General features: G+C 67.8%; 21 protein-coding genes. 10 read left to right on the forward strand and 11 right to left on the reverse strand.

Features of this window, described 5'->3' with window-relative positions; translation table 11 throughout:
- Positions 1–19 precede the first annotated feature (19 nt).
- Complete coding sequence (locus EV643_RS02625) at positions 20–385, forward strand: VOC family protein (RefSeq protein ID WP_133798290.1); 366 nt, start codon at positions 20–22, stop codon at positions 383–385.
- Between the two features lie 6 nt (positions 386–391).
- Here the strand turns inward: EV643_RS02625 and EV643_RS02630 are convergent, their stop codons facing one another.
- The 3 genes from EV643_RS02630 to EV643_RS02640 form a co-directional block, all read right to left on the reverse strand.
- Positions 392–1,207, reverse strand: coding sequence for a DUF3152 domain-containing protein (locus tag EV643_RS02630; protein ID WP_133798291.1), 816 nt, complete (start codon positions 1,205–1,207; stop codon positions 392–394).
- A gap of 148 nt (positions 1,208–1,355) precedes the next feature.
- The gene (locus EV643_RS02635) at positions 1,356–2,600 is read right to left on the reverse strand and encodes a serine hydrolase domain-containing protein (RefSeq protein ID WP_133798292.1); all 1,245 of its coding nucleotides are present in this window, start codon (positions 2,598–2,600) and stop codon (positions 1,356–1,358) included.
- A 91-nt stretch (positions 2,601–2,691) separates the two neighbouring features.
- The gene (locus tag EV643_RS02640) at positions 2,692–3,174 is read right to left on the reverse strand and encodes a GNAT family N-acetyltransferase (RefSeq protein ID WP_238165308.1); all 483 of its coding nucleotides are present in this window, start codon (positions 3,172–3,174) and stop codon (positions 2,692–2,694) included.
- A gap of 97 nt (positions 3,175–3,271) precedes the next feature.
- On the opposite strand from EV643_RS02640, the gene EV643_RS02645 reads away from it, so the two are divergent.
- The gene (locus EV643_RS02645; RefSeq protein WP_133798293.1) at positions 3,272–3,751 is read left to right on the forward strand and encodes a hypothetical protein; all 480 of its coding nucleotides are present in this window, start codon (positions 3,272–3,274) and stop codon (positions 3,749–3,751) included.
- Complete coding sequence (locus EV643_RS02650; protein ID WP_133798294.1) at positions 3,748–4,095, forward strand: hypothetical protein; 348 nt, start codon at positions 3,748–3,750, stop codon at positions 4,093–4,095. Before EV643_RS02645 ends, EV643_RS02650 begins: the two co-directional genes overlap by 4 nt.
- 29 nt (positions 4,096–4,124) lie before the next feature.
- Here the strand turns inward: EV643_RS02650 and EV643_RS02655 are convergent, their stop codons facing one another.
- Entirely contained in the window at positions 4,125–4,889 is a 765-nt protein-coding gene (locus EV643_RS02655; RefSeq protein WP_133798295.1) for an SDR family NAD(P)-dependent oxidoreductase, read from the reverse strand.
- Between the two features lie 31 nt (positions 4,890–4,920).
- A complete protein-coding gene (locus EV643_RS46375) occupies positions 4,921–5,046 on the reverse strand; it encodes a hypothetical protein (RefSeq protein WP_255512920.1) in 126 nt (41 codons plus the stop codon).
- Between the two features lie 352 nt (positions 5,047–5,398).
- Between EV643_RS46375 and EV643_RS02670 the strand changes: the two genes are divergently transcribed.
- The 3 genes from EV643_RS02670 (at position 5,399) to EV643_RS02680 (ending at position 7,928) form a co-directional block, all read left to right on the forward strand.
- The gene (locus tag EV643_RS02670) at positions 5,399–6,307 is read left to right on the forward strand and encodes a UbiA prenyltransferase family protein (protein WP_133798296.1); all 909 of its coding nucleotides are present in this window, start codon (positions 5,399–5,401) and stop codon (positions 6,305–6,307) included.
- Positions 6,308–6,353: 46 nt separating this feature from the next.
- Entirely contained in the window at positions 6,354–7,019 is a 666-nt protein-coding gene (locus EV643_RS02675) for a 2OG-Fe(II) oxygenase (RefSeq protein WP_238165309.1), read from the forward strand.
- Positions 7,020–7,112: 93 nt separating this feature from the next.
- Complete coding sequence (locus EV643_RS02680) at positions 7,113–7,928, forward strand: phytanoyl-CoA dioxygenase family protein (RefSeq protein ID WP_133798298.1); 816 nt, start codon at positions 7,113–7,115, stop codon at positions 7,926–7,928.
- Here the strand turns inward: EV643_RS02680 and EV643_RS02685 are convergent.
- Together EV643_RS02685 and EV643_RS02690 are read right to left on the reverse strand one after the other, a co-directional pair.
- Positions 7,896–8,546, reverse strand: a complete 651-nt coding sequence (locus EV643_RS02685) for a YdeI/OmpD-associated family protein (protein WP_238165310.1) — start codon at positions 8,544–8,546, stop codon at positions 7,896–7,898. The genes EV643_RS02680 and EV643_RS02685 overlap by 33 nt on opposite strands.
- Positions 8,547–8,548: 2 nt before the next feature.
- Entirely contained in the window at positions 8,549–9,517 is a 969-nt protein-coding gene (locus tag EV643_RS02690) for a helix-turn-helix transcriptional regulator (protein WP_133798300.1), read from the reverse strand.
- A gap of 112 nt (positions 9,518–9,629) precedes the next feature.
- Between EV643_RS02690 and EV643_RS02695 the strand changes: the two genes are divergently transcribed.
- Positions 9,630–10,604, forward strand: coding sequence for an ATP-binding cassette domain-containing protein (locus tag EV643_RS02695; protein ID WP_133798301.1), 975 nt, complete (start codon positions 9,630–9,632; stop codon positions 10,602–10,604).
- Positions 10,601–11,413 (forward strand): ABC transporter permease, encoded by an 813-nt coding sequence (locus EV643_RS02700; protein ID WP_133798302.1) that lies wholly within the window; start codon positions 10,601–10,603, stop codon positions 11,411–11,413. Before EV643_RS02695 ends, EV643_RS02700 begins: the two co-directional genes overlap by 4 nt.
- A gap of 376 nt (positions 11,414–11,789) precedes the next feature.
- Here EV643_RS02700 and EV643_RS02705 read toward each other — a convergent pair whose 3' ends face one another.
- Genes EV643_RS02705 through EV643_RS02715 form a run of 3 tightly spaced genes read right to left on the reverse strand, consistent with a single transcriptional unit; the run spans position 11,790 to position 14,041 of the window.
- The gene (locus tag EV643_RS02705) at positions 11,790–12,641 is read right to left on the reverse strand and encodes an alpha/beta fold hydrolase (protein ID WP_238165311.1); all 852 of its coding nucleotides are present in this window, start codon (positions 12,639–12,641) and stop codon (positions 11,790–11,792) included.
- Positions 12,642–12,653: 12 nt separating this feature from the next.
- Positions 12,654–13,202, reverse strand: coding sequence for an anthrone oxygenase family protein (locus tag EV643_RS02710; RefSeq protein ID WP_133798304.1), 549 nt, complete (start codon positions 13,200–13,202; stop codon positions 12,654–12,656).
- Entirely contained in the window at positions 13,199–14,041 is an 843-nt protein-coding gene (locus EV643_RS02715) for an NAD(P)H-binding protein (protein ID WP_133798305.1), read from the reverse strand. The genes EV643_RS02710 and EV643_RS02715 overlap by 4 nt, the downstream gene beginning before the upstream one ends.
- Before the next feature lie 85 nt (positions 14,042–14,126).
- On the opposite strand from EV643_RS02715, the gene EV643_RS02720 reads away from it, so the two are divergent.
- On the forward strand, positions 14,127–15,065 hold the full coding sequence (locus EV643_RS02720) for an AraC family transcriptional regulator (RefSeq protein ID WP_133798306.1): 939 nt from the start codon (positions 14,127–14,129) through the stop codon (positions 15,063–15,065).
- On the opposite strand, the gene EV643_RS02725 is transcribed toward EV643_RS02720, so the two are convergent.
- Positions 15,054–16,286: an MFS transporter gene (locus EV643_RS02725; protein WP_133798307.1), complete on the reverse strand. Its 1,233-nt coding sequence runs from the start codon at positions 16,284–16,286 to the stop codon at positions 15,054–15,056. The two genes, EV643_RS02720 and EV643_RS02725, sit on opposite strands and share 12 nt — an antisense overlap.
- Before the next feature lie 83 nt (positions 16,287–16,369).
- Between EV643_RS02725 and EV643_RS02730 the strand changes: the two genes are divergently transcribed.
- The gene (locus EV643_RS02730; protein ID WP_133798308.1) at positions 16,370–17,272 is read left to right on the forward strand and encodes a LysR family transcriptional regulator; all 903 of its coding nucleotides are present in this window, start codon (positions 16,370–16,372) and stop codon (positions 17,270–17,272) included.
- Positions 17,273–17,274: the final 2 nt, after the last annotated feature.

A 17,274-nucleotide genomic window follows, 5' to 3' on the forward strand; every position in this document is an offset into this window, starting at 1 on the left:
TCGACATGGAGGTATGGACATGTTCAGAGAGACGAAGGCGTACAGCGGGTTCTCGGTGGACGACATCCCGACCGCGAAGAAGTTCTACGGCGAGACGTTGGGCCTGGACGTGACCGAGGAGCACGGGATGCTCGGGTTGCGGATCGCCGGCGGGAATCCGGTGCTGGTGTACCCGAAGGACAATCACGTCCCGGCCGAGTTCACGATTCTGAACTTCCCGGTCGACGACATCGAGGCCGCCGCGCGGGAGTTGGCTGCGCGAGGTGTGAGCTTCGAGCGGTACGGCGATCGGGCCGACGAACTGGGGATCCATCGGGGTGAGGGACCGCCCATCGCCTGGTTCAAGGATCCGGCGGGCAACATCCTGTCGATCCTCGAGGAGTGACCTGGTTCAGCTCGCGGGGATCGCGTCGTCGTACTTGCCGAGTTTGCCCTCGTACCGCTGGTTGTCGCGGTAGGGCCAGGCGTAGGCGACGCACCCGTGCAGGCCGAGGGTCTGTTGCTGCATGACGGGAGCCGGCCGGCCTGGGCCGGGGCAGAGTTCGTGTGCCTCGCCCAGCCGGTGGCCGGTCTCGTGGTTGAGCATGTACTGGCGGTACGCCGTCAGCGATGCGCCGTAGTTCGGTACGCCGTGCGCCCAGCGGGCGATGTTGAGGACGACCCGATCGCCGATACGGCAACTGGTGTAGCGGTCGTAACCGCCGCCGCAGTACGTGTCGCGGGTGGCCGGCGTGACGAACATGACCCGGAAGTCCGCGTGCTGACCGGGTCCGACCTGCTTGAACCGCCAACGACCACCAGCCGTCCAGCCTTGCGGTGCTCCATAGGTGTCGCGGACGAAGCGGGCCAGGGCAGTGCGGTCGATTCCGGCGATACCGCCTTCGATGCCGATCTGGTAGGTGAGCAGGCGGCCGGAGGTTCCGATGGTCGTCGGGTCGCCGGGGAGAACCGCGAAGGAGACCGTGCCTCGCGCGGGATACGTGACGGTGGGTCCGGTCGGTGCGGAGGACGACTTCGCCGGGGCGGTCGGTTTCGTGGTTTCGCGCTGTCCGGCGTACGGCTGGTCAGCGCTCGGCGTGTTGGCGGCCGTGATGACAGGCCGGTCCGGGTAGGCGTTGCGGGCGAACGGGCTGGCCGGCAACTGGACCAGCGCTCCGGCCACGACCGCGGCGGCAAGACCCAGGCCGGCGATCCTCAACTTGCGCATCAGGCTCCTCACACCGCGCCCGCAGTGGACGCGTCCTCACCTGGTTCTTGCCTGCAAGCTCGATAACCCTTCTCGTCCCGGAGTTTGCACAGACAGCGCGGGCCACGCCGAGCTCAGCGAGCTCGGCGTGGCCAGGTTCGCGCTCTGGTCAGCCCGCGGCCTGCCCGTCGCAGAAGACCTGCTTGAGGAGTTCGGGCAGTGCTTTCTGGTATGCGCTGGCTGGGTCGATCGCGGCGTCACCCATCGTTATCGAGGCGGTCAGGGTCTTGCTGCCGTCGGCCGTGCTGTACATCAGCGCCCCGTAGCCCCCAGGCGGGCTGCCGTTGTGCTGGTAGATGGTGCCGCCGCAGCTCGGGCCCAGGTCCTGCACCCACAGCCCGAAGCCGTAGCCGTACGGCCCCACCGGCTTGCGCATCTCGGCCAGCAGCGGGGCCGGCAGGAGCTTTCCACCCATCAGCGCGGAGATGAACGTCTGGAGATCCTGCGTGGTCGAGATCATGTCACCGGCGCCGGCCAGCAGGGAGAGGTTCTGGCGGGCGACGTCGACGACCTTCCACTCGCCGGCGTCCTGGTAGCGGTAGTAGCCGTGGGCGTGCGGCCCGGGGAGGTTCGTCCGGTTGCCCGGCACCACGGTGTCCCGCATCCGGAGCGGCCGCAGGATCCGCCGCTGCATCTCATCGGCGTACGAGTGTCCGGTGACCTTCTCGATCAGCAGCAAGGCCAGCGTGTAGTTGGTGTTGGCGTACCTCTGGTCCGTCCCTGGCTCGAACCGCGGCGGCTTCGACAACGCCAGCCGTGCCAGCTGCTCCGGCGTGTAGGAGCGGAACCGGTTGTCCACCCAGTCCTTGCCAGCCGCGGGGATCCCCAGTTCCCACGTCCCGTCGTCGTTGAAGTCACCGGTGTAGTTGAACAACCCGCTGGTGTGCTGCAACAGCATCCGAACGGTGATCCGCCGGTCCAGCCCGAGCTTGGGCAGGTAGTTGGCTACCGGCGCGTCCAGCCCGACCTTGCCCTCGGCCACCAGTTGCAACACGACGGTCGCGGTGAAGGTCTTGGTGGTGCTGCCGATCCAGAACCTCCCGTTCGTCGGCGGCTTCGCTGTCTGGCCCAGCTTCCGCACCCCGGCGCTGCCGACCCAGTCGCCCTGCTGATCGTGTACGCGCATCTGCATCCCGGCGAAACCGGCGTCGACCCAGGTCTGAACAGCCTTCTGCAGCTCCGGGCGATCCTGCCCGGTAGCGGCCTTCGGCACGGGCCTGCTGTCCGCGGTGGCCACGCCGGGCGCGGCTGCTCCGGCCAGCAGCGCGGCCGCCAGCGTCGTGACCGCCACCCGCCGGAAGACCCGTGGCATCCGGACCCTGTTGTTATCGGTACCCCTGGTCGTTTTTGTCATGGCACCCAGGTTCACGAACCGTCCTGACACCGGACCGTCACTGTGCTGACGCGGCCGCCGAGACGGTGTCACCTGCGGCCAACGGCAGGTGTCAGCGAATGACGCGCAGCCGTTGCGAGGGGTAGCCGTTGTCGACGAAGCCAAGGGATCGGTAGAGGTCCTCGCCGTCCTGCGTGGCGTGCAACTCGACCTGGCCCACCTCGGTCTCGTCGCGGAACCAGTCCAGCAGGGCGATCACGCAGGCCCGGGCAAGCCCCCGACGCCGGTACGCCGGTTCGGTGCTGACGTTGTAGAGGTGACCGCGCAGGGTACTCAGATCCTTGGGGCCGGGCGGATGGACATTGCAGTTCCCGACTGCACCGGCGACCACGCCGAAGTCGGGATCATCCACCACGAAGGCCGCGAACGTCTCCGGCGAGTCGAGCTGCTCCACGAAGTACCGCAATGCAACCTCACGCCAAGCCGCATCCGGCCCGCCGACCTCCACCCCCATCCCCTCAAGCATCAACCCCCGCAACCTGACCAACGCCTCAGCATCATCCGACTTAGCCCGCCGAACCCGAATCTCCGTCACACAGCCAATTCTCCCGAGACCCCCGCCCACCCCTTCCGCCGGGTGCGTAACCCAGAACCAGGTTGGCTTGGAGTGAGTTAGCAAGTACCTTTGAAGTATGCCCGAATCGCAGGATGTGACCTTCTCGGATCTGCTCCAGCACCCCAACCAGACCGTGGCGAAGCTGAAGTCGTCGAGAAGCCGTGCCTTGCGCGTCCACCGGCGGGGCAACGAGGACGACCTGATCCTCACCACCGCCAGCCGGGCAGCCCAGGACGACGAATTGGTCGATGTTGCGACCCGGGTGCTTCGTGCGGTGATGAGCAACCCGTCAGTGCGTTCCCAGTACCTGCTCGACATCCTGCCGCAGGTCTTTCCGTGGATCCGCTTCCTACCGGCCGACGACCGGATCGGTTTCGTGCAGGAGCTGATCGATGTAATGGAAGCCAGTGGACAGGTGGACTCCCCGGTGCCTGTGCTGCACCTCATCGCACAGTGGCAGCACACAGCCGAGATCTACGCCGATCCCGAACTGCTCGCCGCCCTGCGCTCTGGCGAAGATGGCGACTTCGGTCCCGTTCCCCGGCCTGGCGAGTGAGCCCAGGTAAGCGCGGCGACCGGGTCGCTCCACCCGCGCCGCCCGGTCAGTGGGAGTTGAGGTTCGACAACTCCGATGCCGGCAAGGGCTGGGAAGAGCTCTGCCGTCAGGCGCCGGGCAACACCCTCCGGGCCTACGACGCCATCCGGACCGAGCCGCGCCCTTTCCCGCAGACAGATCGCCAGCACCGCCTCAAGGGGTCCGAATTGGCAACGGTCAAAGGGCTTGAACAATGGCAGTACGAAGTGACCGGCGGCGGTCGGATCTGGTACTTGGTCGATCCGGACCGGAAGGTCGTCTGGATCAGAGTCGCTGCCACCGGTCACCCCAAGGCCACTGACTAGCCGGTAGTTCTCTACCCCATCTGTCGCGGTTAGGCGTAGCGGATGCTTAGGCCGCCGTCTACGGACCAGTTGGCGCCGGTGACGAAGGCGGCGGCTGGGGAGGCTAGGAAGCAGACGACCTCTGCGACGTTTTCGGGGGTGCCGATGCGGCCGAGGGGGTGGACGGTGAGAGCCTTTTCGCGTTCGCCGGGAATGGTGTCGAAGAACTCTTCGAGGAGGTCGGTGCCGATGTAGCCGGGGCTGACGGCGTTGACGCGGACGTTGTGCGGGGCGACGTCCAGGGCGAGGCTGCGGGTCATGCCGACCAGGCCGGACTTGGCCGCGGCGTACGGGAACATGCCGGCGGTCGTGAGGCTGGAGTGGATCGAGGCGATGTTGACGATGGCGCCGTGGCGGGCCTCGATCATCGGCGGGAGCACCTCGCGGGCCATCAGCCAGGCGCCCTTGAGGTCGACGTCGAACACGCTGTCCCACTCCTCGACGGTCATCTTGGTCGCGTTGGCGTAGGCGTTCTTGCCGGCGTTGTTGACCAGGACGGTGATCGGGCCGAGGTCGGCGGCCAGCTCGCCGACGGCGCGGCGTACGGAGGTCTCGTCGGTGATGTCGCCGACCGCGGCGGCGACGCGGGCGCCGGTCTTGCGGATCTCCTCGGCGGTCTCGTCGAGCCGGTCCGCGAGCACGTCGAGGAGTGCGACGACAGCGCCCTCCTCGGCAGCCTTGAGGGCAATCGCGCGGCCGATCCCGCGAGCGGCGCCGGTGACCAGTACGACCTCGTCCGTCAGGCGTCCAGACACTGTTGCCTCCTTCATCGGGGGTAGAGGCAGACTAGCCTCGGTAGATCCCGGCCTTGGCGGCTGCGGCCGAATCTCTCGCGTACTGGTCAGCAACAGCGCGCCTCAGCGGCTGACGCAGCAGGACCAGTTGGTGATAGAGCGGCGCGGTCGCGGCCATCAGGACACGGTCTACCGACGTGTCAGCCGGTACTTCGCCACGAGTGGGGCGTTCCCGGCGATGATCACGAGTCTGGGCGACGAGGTGTGGTTCACGCTCAACGCCGGCAACGCGATCGGGCGGATGTCGACCGACGGTGAGTCACGACCTTCCGGCTGGACGCCATCGGGTCGGTCGTCGAACCGTTGCCCTGGGCGACGGATCGGAGCCGCATGGGTTGGCTGTGGCGGACGACGGGTCAGTGTGGGTGGCGTTGGAGCAGGGTTCCGTTGCTCACATTCAGCCTGGAGGGTGAGCTGACTCACCCGCTGGGGTGATGCCGGTACCGCCCACCGGGGAGGAGTGTGGAGACGTGACCACACTCGTGGCGGTACGGGCTCATCCAAGCGCCAGGGATGTGCTCGCGGTAGGCCGGCCCGCGTTCTGGATCGTGTCGGTTGTGCCCTATTACGTGGGGATTCTGCTGGCAACGCATCGCCTGGTACCGCCGGTCGAGCTGTGGCCGCGTCTGCTGCTCGGGGCTGTCGTGATGGGCCCGCTGCTCTGGCTGGCCGTGCTCGCGATCAACGACGCGTACGACCTGCCGGGCGATCTGCTGAACCCGCGCAAATCCAAGTCCCCGTTGCTGGACGGACGGGTATCCCTCGCCGCGGCGAAGCGGCTCGCGATGGTCGCTGGTGCTGCTGCGCTTGTGGTCGCAATGTTCGTCGGCTTGGTGTTTTGGCTTGGTGTGATGCTGGCGCTCGCGCTGGGCTGGGCGTACAGCGTTCCGCCGGTTCGGTTGAAGACGCGCGCCGGTTTCGACGTCGCCGTGAACGCGCTGGCGCTCGGTGCCTTCGGACCACTGGCCGGATATGCCGCGGTCACACCCGACCTGAGCGGCTTCCCCTGGGTGATGGCACTCCAGGGCACGCTGGCCGCGATCGGGCTGTACCTGCCGACCACGCTCGCCGACCTCGCCGCGGATCGCGCCGCCGGGTACCAGACGATCGCGGTCCGCCTCGGCGCGAGTACGACGTACCGGCTGGGGTTCGCCGCCTGGATCGCCGCGGCCGGCCTGTCCGTGGTGCTCGCCGCGCTGGACCACGTCCTTCCCCGCAGCATGCTGCCCCTGGAGATCGTGATGGTCCCGGTCCTCGTCGCGGCGTACCGGCGGCTGATCGGCTCCGGCCAGGGCTTCAAGCCGGTCGTGATCCTGGCAAGCCTCTTCCTGATCCCCTGCGGCACGTTCGCCCTGACCTACACCGGCGTCCTCACATAACTGGACGCGCCGCCGTTCCACCACCATGAACTTCGACTGGAACGCTGTGACGGACGACCTGGACTCGGTCGGCTGTGCGCTGACCCCACCGCTGTTGACGCCGGAGCAGTGCAAAGAACTCGCCGGTCTGTACGACGAGGTCCACCGGTTTCGCGCGACCGTCGACATGGCGCGCTACCGCTTCGGATCCGGCCAGTACCGGTACTTCGACCACCCGCTGCCGGACGTGGTCGCGGAGTTGCGCGCGTGGTTCTACCCGCAACTACTGCCGATCGTTCGGGAGTGGGCCTTGCGGTTGGGTCGCCCAGCGCCTTGGCCGGATTCGCTCGAGGAGTGGCTCGACGAGTGTCATCGCGCGGGCCAGACCCGACCCACGCCGATCCTGCTGAAGTACCAAGCCGATGACTGGAACGCGCTGCACCGGGATCTGTACGGCGACCTGGTGTTCCCGCTGCAGGTGGTGATCGGGCTCGATCGGCCAGGCGTCGACTACGAAGGCGGCGAGTTCCTCCTCATCGAACAGCGGCCGCGGGCGCAGTCGCGTGGCACGGTGACGTCGTTGCCGCAGGGGCACGGGCTGATCTTCACTACGCGAGACCGGCCGGTGAAGTCGTCGCGTGGTTGGTCGGCGGCGCCAGTGCGGCATGGGGTGAGCACGGTGCGATCAGGACTTCGGCACACCCTCGGGCTGGTCTTTCACGACGCCGCTTGAGTGATCCGCGATGCGGACCGGTTCGTTCCCGGCGGGGAAAGTTGATCGCTCAGGAACCTTTACAACGATAGATGTGGCCGGGACCCTGGTGGGATGACGCTGGCAGGGACTGAGCTGGAGACCGGCTACTCACTCGGCCGGGACGCGATCGCGCACTTCGCCGAGCACGGATTCGTCAAGCTGAAGAACGTGCTCACCGCGGCCACCATCGCGGAGTACGAGCCCGAGATCACCGGCAAGGTGATCGAACTGAACACCCAGCACCTGCCGTTGGAAGAGCGGGACACCTACGGCAAGGCGTTCCTGCAGGTGATGAACCTGTGGCAGGACAGCGAGCGGGTGCTGGAGTTCGTCTCGTCGCCACGGCTGGCCAGGATCGCGGCGCAACTGCTCGGCGTCCGGTCGGTCCGGCTGTACCACGACCAGGCGCTCTACAAGGAGTCCGGCGGCGGTGTCACCCCGTGGCACGCGGACCAGTACTACTGGCCGCTCACGACCGACCGATGCGTGACGGTGTGGATCCCGTTGCAGGAAACGCCGATGGAGATGGGGCCACTCGCGTTCGCGGCGGGCAGCCATACCTTCGAACACGGACGGGACCTGCCGATCAGCGACGAGTCGGAACGCGTTCTGCAGGAGGCGCTTGCCGAGCAGGCGTTCCCCGACGTCGCCACGCCGTACGAGCTGGGTGAGGTGAGCTACCACCTCGGCTGGACGTTCCACCACGCGACGGAGAACCGGACGGACATCCCGCGCCGGGTGATGACGATCATCTACGTCGACGCAGAGATGGAGATCGCGCCGCCGGCGAACGCGTTCCAGCAAAGCGACCTGGAAACCTGGATGCCCGGCAACGCCCCCGGCGACCGCGTGTCCTCACCCCTGAACCCCGTCCTGTACTCCACCTGAAGCCTGCCCATCTCCCTCACCACTCCCCGCCGCTGATTTCAGCTGCCGCTTCTGTGGATAGACCGTCTCGCCGCGGGCCAACTGGTCGACGTACCGCTCGATCCAGCGGGCCCGGGTCTCGGGCCGCTTGGCCGCGAACAGGCGGTAGAGGATGGCGTACTTGTTCTGCTGGGTGAGGATGGCGAACATCGCCGCGGCGGCCGGGTTCGCGGTGAGTGCCGCGGCCAGATCGTCCGGCACCTGCTGAGCCGCGGATTCGCCGTATGCCGCCTCCCAACGTCCGTCCGCCCGCGCCCTCTCGACCTCTGCCAATCCGGCCGGGCGCATCCGGGCCTCGCGCTGCAGCCGGTCGACGATGCCGACGTTGCGCAGCGACCAGTTGCTCCTCGTGCGGCGTGGCGTGAACCGCTGCTTGAAGGTGTCCTCGTCTCGCGATTTCCGCTGGCCGTCGATCCAGCCATGACAGAGCGCCTCCTCCAACGCTTCGTCGTAGCTGAGGCTGGTCGGTTCTGCGACCCCCTTCTTCGCCAGCACCAGCCAGATACCGTCCGATGAGGTGTGGTGTTCCGAGAGCCACGCGTGCCAGGCGGCCGCGTCGGTGACGATGTGTTCGTCCATCATCACGAAGCTGCTGCTGTGTAGCGGGCGGCGAGGTGGTGGGCGGCTTCCATGAGTTCGGGTGGGCCGATGAACTCGAGGTCGCATTCGAACATGCCGTAGCTGGCGGCGAGACCGTTCCACGACCAGGCGGACAGGATCAGCCGGCAACTGGTCGGGGTGACTTCCTCGACGATGGCTTCGCGGCCTGCCCAGCGGGCGATGTCGGCCGCCTTCGCCTGGAGGATCGCCTCGCCGCGGCACGGCCACTGGTCCTGGCGGGTGAACGTTGAGGAGATGTACGTCGCGACGTCGGGTGCCGGCAGTTCGCGAGGGGTGAAGCGCGGACCGGTCGGCGTCTTCGGACTCATCCGGTCGACGCGGAACGTCCGCCAGTCCTTCCGGTCGAGGTCCCAAGCGACCAGGTACCAGCGGCCGCCCCACGTGACCAGGTGATGCGGCTCGACCTTCCGCGGCGGCACCCACTCGTCCGAGTCCGCGCCCGGTGACTTGTAGTCGAACCGGAGTACTTCGCGCGCGCGGACCGCCGTACCGATCGCGATCAGGTGCTCGGAGTTCACCTTGGTGCGCCGTGAGTCGGCGTACCGGTCGACGGTGGTGACGTGCAAAGCGTCGACGCGTTGGCGAAGGCGCGCGGGCATCACCTGGCGCACCGTGGCGAGGGCGCGAAGAGCGCCTTCCTCGATGCCGGTGACCGTGGTGGTGGCGGTCTGCAGCGCGACGGCCACGGCGATCGCCTGGTCGTCGTCGAAGAGCAGCGGAGGCAGATCGGCGCCCGCGTCGAGACGGTAGCCGCCATCGGGACCCTTGCTGGCGCGCACCGGGTAGCCGAGATCGCGCAGCCGGTCGACATCGCGGCGGACGGTGCGCGGACTCACCTCCAGCCGTTCGGCCAGCAGGGCACCCGGCCAGTCGCGGCGGGCCTGGAGCAGCGACAGCAGCGCGAGGAGTCGAGCCGAGGTTTCGGACATGGCTCCAGATTGCCAGAAGTAACGGCCAGAACCTGTCCTCTACTCCTGGAAATGTGGTCCTCATCAAGCCCGAGAACAGCCTCAAGATCAGCCCCGATGAAGGAGACATCCCGTGATCAGCACCCGAGAGCTCACCAAGGACTTCGTGGTGAGCCGTACCGAGACCGTGCACGCGGTGCGCGGCATCAGCCTGGACGTCGAACCCGGCGAACTGGTCGCCGTCCTCGGCCCGAACGGCGCCGGCAAGACCACGACCCTGCGGATGCTCACCACCCTGATCGCCCCGACGTCCGGCACCGCCAAGGTCGCCGGGTACGACGTGACCACCCACTCCAGCCAGGTACGCCGCCGGATCGGGTACGTCGGCCAGGGCAACGGCGCGGGTCACTCCCAGCGGGTCGGAGACGAACTGCTCGGTCAGGGCGTCATCTACGGACTCGACCGGCGCTCGGCGAAGCGGCGTACCGAAGAACTGCTGGAGTCGCTCGAGCTGAAGGACCTCGCCCAGCGCAAGGTGTCCGACCTGTCCGGTGGTCAGCGCCGGCGGCTGGACGTCGCGATGGGTCTGGTGCACGCGCCCGGGCTGTTGTTCCTGGACGAGCCGTCGACGGGACTCGATCCGCAGAACCGGGCGAACCTGTGGGACCACATCCTGCGGATGCGCGAGCAGTACTCGATGACGATCGTGCTGACCACGCACTACCTGGACGAAGCGGACTCGATGGCCGAGCGGGTGGTCGTGGTCGATCACGGCGAGGTGATCGCGGACGACACCGCGGACGCGCTCAAGCGCAAGCTCGCCGGCGACCGGCTGCACCTGACCGTCGGCCCGAGCAACCAGTCCCGAGTTCGTGAGCTCGCCGCGCAACTGCCTGGCGCGGGCGAGATCCAGGTCGATGGCGACCAGGTCCTCGTCCGGGTCGCGGACGGACCTGCCGCGTTGCCGATCCTGATCGGCGCGGCCCAGCAGAACGGCGTACCGGTGGCGACGGCGCAGGTGCATCGCCCGACGCTCGACGACGTTTTCCTCAACCTCACCGGCCGCAGCCTGCGCGAGGCCGACTCGAACGGAAAGGCCGCAGCATGACCACCCTGATCGCTTCCACAGTGAAGATCGACGCGCCCGCGATCGGCCGAAGGAGCCTGCTCCGCGACATCGGGATCGTGATGACGCGTGAGTTGAAGCCGGTCCTCCGGGATCCGTTCTCGTTGCTGTTCGGGATGATCCAGCCGCTGTTCTTCCTGGCGCTGTTCGGGCCGCTGCTCGCCGGGTCGATGGGCGGCAGCCTCGGCGGGGGCGTCTGGCAGTGGTTCGTGCCGTCGATCCTGGTGATGACCACGCTGTTCGGTACGTCGACGACAGGCGCGAACCTGTTGTTCGAGTTCCAGACCGGTGCGCACGAGCGGATGCTGGTGACGCCGTTGTCCCGGTCGTCGCTGCTGATCGGGCGGGCGCTGAAGGAGATGGTGCCGCTGTTCGGGCAGGCCGTGATCGTGATCGCGGTGATGATTCCGTTCGGGCTCGAGTTGCACGTGGACGGTGTGCTCGTCGGGCTGGCGTTGCTGGCCGTGTTCGGGATCGGGCTGGGCGCGTTCAGCTACGCGCTGGCGATCGCGGTGCGGAAGCAGGACTGGATGTTCTGGATGGTGCAGCAGACGTTCCTGTTCCCGTTGATGATCCTGTCCGGGATGCTGCTACCGCTGGAGACCGGGCCCGGCTGGATGCAGGTCGCGTCGAAGTTCAACCCGCTCTCCTACCTCGTGGACGCCGAGCGGACGCTGTTCGCCGGCGATGTGTGGTCGTCGGCAGTGCTGTGGGGTTGGCTCGCCGCACTGGTGACCGCCGCCCTCGGGCTGACGGTCGGCATCCGGACGATGCTGCGCTCGGCGGACTGATCGACCTTGGTTGCGCGAGGCAACGAGCGGAGATCGACCAAGTAGTCGCGATACGGCACCCGGTCGAGAGTGTGCTCATTGTTGCCGGGTGCCGCGAAGTCGACTGGCCGTTCCACCTCGGCGGCATCACGCCGTACCTGGATCGCTCGGGCATCACCGAAAGGTCAACGGCTCGCGTTTCTTGCCGAAGGGTCGCCGGCCTGGCCTGACCAAGAGCCGCTCGGGGTTGGTGCGGAGCCGGAAGCCCGTTCCGGCCCCAGCAGCTTGTCGGACCTTCAACACCAACGCGGGAGCTTGACCAACATCGCGGGACCTTGAACACCGCACGCCTTGTTCAAGGTCCCCGTTTGTTGGTCAAGGTTCGGTGGAGCCAGCTCTACCTCGGCGGCGCCGTGTGCTCGAGGATCGCGGGGATGGCGACGTCCCAGACAGGCTCGGGGAGCTCGTGGCCGGCGCCCTCCAGGAGGATCAGCCGGGCGTCGCGGATCTCGCGGGCCAGGGTCTCGCCGTGCGCCGGTGGGAACAGCGGGTCCTCAGTCCCGTGCAGGATCAAGGCCGGTACTGCGATCTCGCCCAGGCGCGGCCGCATCGGACTGTCGTCGTCCCCGGCGAGAATCCAGGGGTTGGTCGTCGCGGCCGCGAGATCGTTGGTCCGCTCGATCACGTGCCGGAGCAGCTCACGCCGCGCGGGTTCGTCATACGGGAGGGTGCCGGCGTAGAGGCGCTCGTCCGCGATCAACGCCGTGAGCGCGGCTTCGGGGTCGGACCAGTCCGTCGGCGGCCCCTCGGCGGTGAAGCTAGCCTGGATCCGCTCGGCGGGCGGTGGCAGATCGTCGCCGAGCGGACTGGTGGCGATCAGGGTGACAGTGCGGACCACGTCCGGGAAGTCGAGCACCAGCTGCTGGGCGATGCCGCCGCCCGCCGAGAGCCCGACGATGTGGGCCTTCTCGATGCCGAGCGCGTCCAGGATGCCGACCGCGTCGAGGACCAAGTCGCGGCCGGTGTACTGCGGTTCGCCGGCCGGGTAGTGCACCGAGCGGCCCGTATCCCGGTGGTCGTACCGGATCACGTACCGCGGTCCGGCGGCGAGCCGCTCGCAGAACGGGGTCTCCCAGTAGTCCATCGAGGCGGAGAGACCGTGGATCAGCAGCACCGGCGGGTCAGCCGGATCCCCGAACGTCTCGACACAGAGCTCGACCTCGTTCGCCTTCACCAGTTGCTCAGACATGCGGCCCATCCTTCACTGACTCACCGGCATCTGCCAGCCCGGATTGCTGTACGCCGCCGCGGCGGGCTGGGGTTGGGCAGTCGACCGATCCGTGCACGCGGTCAGCCCGAGTCCGAAGGCGATGACGCCGAGGACACACGCCACCGCGCGCAGGTGGTTCGCCGGAGTCCATCGGTCCAGGTACTTCGACCACTCCGCGGCGCCGGCCGTCGTCGTCGGATCAACGGCGGCGAGCTGGTCGTTCAGCGGGATGTTGATCGCGAAGCTGACCACGATCACGCCGACCAGGTACAGCGCCGAACCCGCGACCAGCCACCACTTGCCCGGGGCGTCGCGAACGAGCGCGAGGATCGCGAGCGCCATGCAGACGAGTGCCGTGCCCACGAAGACCAGCAGGAACAACGGGTTCTGGATCCGGACGTTGATCAGGTTCATCGCCGCGGCGCCCTGCCCGGCCGGCATCCGTTCCAGCGAGCCCATCACAGCGGTACTGAAGGCGAAGAACAAACCACCCATCAACGCCGTGCCGGTGAGAGCCGCGAAGGTGAGGATCCTGGTCATGCCGACCACGCTCCGCTCTGCGCGACGCTCCGCGCCCAGTCGGTGAAGTCCCGCGGCTCCCGGCCAAGAACCTCCTGGACGCCGTCGGAGATGTACTCCGACCGGTGGTTCCGGATCACGGCGAACAGGTCCCGGACAGACTCGGCGTCCTCAAGGGTCAGGAAGTCCGACAGCTCCGCGACATGTTGCTCCGGTTCGAGGTCGACGTTTGCGATCGGCCGGCCGGTCGCGGCGGAAAGCTCCTCGGCGACCTCGGTCATGGTGAGGGTGCGCGGTCCGGACAGCGAGTAGGTCTTGCCGGTGTGGCTCTCGTCCAGGAGGACGGCGGCCATCACGTCGCCGACGTCGTTGGTGTCGATCCACGCCTCGGCGCCGGTGCCGGCGGAGACCCGGATCTCGCCGGCCATCACGTAGTCGTAGAGGAAGTCCTCGCTGAAGCCCTGCATGAACCAGGCGGGCCGGATGATCGTCCAGTCGGCGCCACTCTCCTTGACTGCGTACTCCAGTTCCAGGCTGCCCTCGTAGACGGCGAACTCGCGACCAGGACTGCCGACGCCACGACCGGACAGCAGGACCACTCGGCGCAGCCCTTCGGCGGCCGCCTGCTTGATGAACCTGCCGGCCTGCGCAAGACCGGTCGGCCCGACCGGCGGTGCAAGGTAGGCCGTGTCGATACCGGCCGCGGTGCCTGCCCACGTGCCCTCGTCGTACCAGTCGAAGCGCTGCTCGCTCGAACGCGAAGCCAGCCGGACCGGGGTGCCGTTCGCCTCGAGCTGCGCGACGACGCGGCGGCCTGTCTTGCCCTTACCACCCAGGATGAGAATCGGTGTCGTTGTCATGGCATAAGTTCAGCTCGACCGAGTGAGACAAACCATGGTTGTCTGGCGCATTTCCATGTCTGAAAGTCTCAGCTAGGCTTTCGGCATGGACGTGCTCGACGATCTGCTGGCCGGCACCCGGGCCCGGGGCGGGGTCTTCAACCTGACCATCCTGGATCCACCGTGGGGCCTGCAGATCCGCGACGAGGCACCACTCGCCCTGGCGACCCTGGTCCGCGGCTCGGCCTGGATCATGCGCGACGGCCTGGCCCCGGTCCGGCTGGAGGAAGGTGACGTCGCGGTTCTCCGCGGCACCGAGCCGTACGTCGTGGCCGACGAGCCGGACACCGAGCCAAACCTGAGGATCCACCCGGGCGGCATCTGCGAACCGTTGCCAGGGGCACCCATCGACTACAGCGCCCGACTCGGCGTCCGGACGTACGGCCGCCGTCCCGAGGGCGAGGCAATGGTTGTCAGCGGCACCTATCAGCTGGAGGGCGACGTCAGCCGCCGACTGCTCGCGGCACTGCCTCCCGTGCTGGTGGTCCCGGCGTCCGAGGTCGCCGGACACGTGATGGACATGGTGCTCGGTGAGATCCAGCGCGACGAACCAGGCCAGCAGAGCGTGCTCGACCGATGGCTCGACCTAGCGCTGATCACCACCCTGCGGGCGTGGTTCGCCAGGCCCGAGTCACACGCGCCGGGTTGGTACCAGGCGCAGAGCGATCCCGTGGTGGGCCTGGCGTTGCGGTTGCTGCACGAGGACCCGGCGTACCAGTGGAGTGTTGTCGAGTTGGCCGCGCGCACCGGCGTATCGCGGGCCAGCCTGGCTCGTCGCTTCACCGCTCTGGTCGGCGATGCCCCGATGTCGTACCTCACCGGCTGGCGGATCACCCTCGCTGCGGACCGGCTGAGGGAGACCAACGACACCGTCGAATCCATCGCCCGCCGCGTCGGCTACGCGAACGCCTTCGCCTTGTCGGTCGCGTTCAAGCGAGTCCGCGGTATCAGCCCGACCGCTCACCGTCGGGCTTCAGCTGCTTGATTCGTTTGCTCGCAGCATGCGGAAGCCGGCGAGGTTCACGAGAGCCAGGATCAGTACGGAGAAGATCAACAGGGCCAGCTGATCGGGCAGCAGCACGATGCCGATGCCGATGGCAAGGACCGGGATGATCAGGCCGGCGTAGGCGATCAGGAAGAGCGCCGCCAGGACCTCGCCGCGCGACTCCGGTTCGGCCAGGCCGGCGGCGGTGGCGACCGCGGCGCGGAAGACCAGGCCGACACCCGCGCCGGCGCCGATGCCACCGACCAGGAAGAGCCACAACGCCGGCAGCAGGCCACCGACCGCGAGGGCGATCAGGCCCGCCGACATCAAGGCGATGCCGAGACGAAGTTGGCGAGCACGGGTGAGACGGACGAAGAGGACCTGACTCGTCGCACCGGCCACGAAGACGGCGAACGTGACGCCACCAGCGAGCAACCGCGACGGTTGATGCAGCGTGCCGGCCAGGAAGGTCGGGGCGAGTGAAGTGAACAGCGCAAGGATCGCGAAGGCCGCGAACGCCCCACCGCCGGTCGCGAAGAACAACGGTTTCGAGGCCGCCGGCAACGCCACCCGCTGCGGCCGGTACGCCGGCCGCGTCTCCCGGCGTTCGACCGTCTCGGGCACCAGCGCGACACCCACCGCACTCAGCAGGATGAGCACCAGGAACAACTCGTACGGCCGGTGCAACGGCCTAGACCCGTACTCCGCGAGCAGACCGCCGACCAGTGGTCCGAGCGCGAGCCCACCGAGGTTGACCATGCTGGAGATCAACGCCGAACGGCTCGCGTCCTCCTCCGGGCGGGCGATCTGCCGCAGTTCGGACAGGTGCGCCGTCGCGGTCGCGGTGAGAACGCCGACACCGACCCCACAGATGAATCGGGCGAGCATCAGCCCCGGAACGTTCTGCCAGACCAGGAAGACCACGGCCGACACCGCCTCCGCGAGCACCGCCAGCAGCGCGACCCGGCGACGGCCGAGCCAGTCGGACACGTGCCCGGCCAGGTACAGGCTGGCCATCACACCGACCGCGTAGGCGGCGAAGATCACCGTGATCATGAAGGTCGGGAACCCGTCGCGCCGCTGGTAGATCGCGTACAACGGAGTCGGCACCGTGGAAAACGCCATCGTGATCAGGTACGCCGCGGCGATCAACCAGAAGCCCTTGCCGTGGGCCAACCGCACGCGCGCCTGATCCACCCGGTGACCGGTGAGAGTCGTCATGGCTCCAGCCTGACCCGCCGAATCTATCGAGTCCAACGAATCTTCTTGCGGACTCTTATCGCCGATCTCGATAATAGGTGCCCGTGGACACTCGCCAGTTGGAGTACTTCGTCGCGGTGGCCGAGGAGCTGAGCTTCACCCGCGCGGCGCAGCGACTGTTCGCGGTCCAGTCCACGGTGTCGGCGGCGGTCCGGGCACTCGAGACGGATCTGAAGACGACGTTGTTCGATCGCTCGACCCGGCGGGTGACGCTGACCCCGGCCGGCGCGGCTTTGTTGCCTGAGGCAAAGGCCGCGCTGAAGGCGCTGGACCGGGCCCGGTCCGTGGTCGAGGAGGCGTCGACCGGACTTCGGGGCAGTGTCCGGATCGGGACGATGACCCGGCTCGGGCTGGTCGATCTGGCCGAACTGCTGGGCGCGTTCTACCAGCGATATCCACTGGTCGAGGTACAGGTGACCACCTCGCCGACCGGATCCAGCGGCCTCGCGGATGACGTCCGGCACGGACGACTGGATGTCGCCTTCGTCGGTCTCGGTCGCGCTGATCTGGCCGGGCTGGAGGTGCGGGAGTTGGCCACCGTTCCGTACGTAGTACTGCTGCCCAGCGCTCATCGGCTCGCCTCGCAGCAGGCGGTGACGCTGGCGGATCTGGCCGGCGAGCGGTTTGTCGACATGCTGCGCGGGTTCGGCAACCGGACCACGATGGATCGGGCGTTCGAGCTGGCCGGGATGCGGCGGCGGGTTCAGGTCGAGGTTCCAGACCTCACCACAGTGCCGGACTACGTCCGAGCCGGGTTGGGCGTGGCCGTAGTACCGGCGCTTGACCTGCAGGACGTGGCGGGCGTGACCGAGCTGCCGTTGACCGGGGCGGACCTGAGCTGGACGTTGTCGGCCATCACCCTGGCCGGCAAGCGACCGAGCAGAGCGGTGACCGCCCTGCTCGATCTGATGGCCGACGCCATCCGCCCCGAAAGCACCAGCTTCTGACG

It is taken from the genome of Kribbella caucasensis, from assembly GCF_004361855.1.
GTDB lineage: Bacteria > Actinomycetota > Actinomycetes > Propionibacteriales > Kribbellaceae > Kribbella > Kribbella caucasensis.

Coding starts and splice junctions, on each gene's coding strand:
- EV643_RS02625 (WP_133798290.1), top strand. CDS start 20: ATGTTCAGAGAGACGAAGGCGTACAGCGGGTTCTCGGTGGACGACATC.
- EV643_RS02630 (WP_133798291.1), bottom strand. CDS start 1,207: ATGCGCAAGTTGAGGATCGCCGGCCTGGGTCTTGCCGCCGCGGTCGTG.
- EV643_RS02635 (WP_133798292.1), bottom strand. CDS start 2,600: ATGACAAAAACGACCAGGGGTACCGATAACAACAGGGTCCGGATGCCA.
- EV643_RS02645 (WP_133798293.1), top strand. CDS start 3,272: ATGCCCGAATCGCAGGATGTGACCTTCTCGGATCTGCTCCAGCACCCC.
- EV643_RS46375 (WP_255512920.1), bottom strand. CDS start 5,046: ATGGCCGCGACCGCGCCGCTCTATCACCAACTGGTCCTGCTGCGTCAG.
- EV643_RS02680 (WP_133798298.1), top strand. CDS start 7,113: ATGACGCTGGCAGGGACTGAGCTGGAGACCGGCTACTCACTCGGCCGG.
- EV643_RS02685 (WP_238165310.1), bottom strand. CDS start 8,546: ATGGACGAACACATCGTCACCGACGCGGCCGCCTGGCACGCGTGGCTC.
- EV643_RS02690 (WP_133798300.1), bottom strand. CDS start 9,517: ATGTCCGAAACCTCGGCTCGACTCCTCGCGCTGCTGTCGCTGCTCCAG.
- EV643_RS02700 (WP_133798302.1), top strand. CDS start 10,601: ATGACCACCCTGATCGCTTCCACAGTGAAGATCGACGCGCCCGCGATC.
- EV643_RS02705 (WP_238165311.1), bottom strand. CDS start 12,641: ATGTCTGAGCAACTGGTGAAGGCGAACGAGGTCGAGCTCTGTGTCGAG.
- EV643_RS02710 (WP_133798304.1), bottom strand. CDS start 13,202: ATGACCAGGATCCTCACCTTCGCGGCTCTCACCGGCACGGCGTTGATG.
- EV643_RS02715 (WP_133798305.1), bottom strand. CDS start 14,041: ATGACAACGACACCGATTCTCATCCTGGGTGGTAAGGGCAAGACAGGC.
- EV643_RS02720 (WP_133798306.1), top strand. CDS start 14,127: ATGGACGTGCTCGACGATCTGCTGGCCGGCACCCGGGCCCGGGGCGGG.
- EV643_RS02725 (WP_133798307.1), bottom strand. CDS start 16,286: ATGACGACTCTCACCGGTCACCGGGTGGATCAGGCGCGCGTGCGGTTG.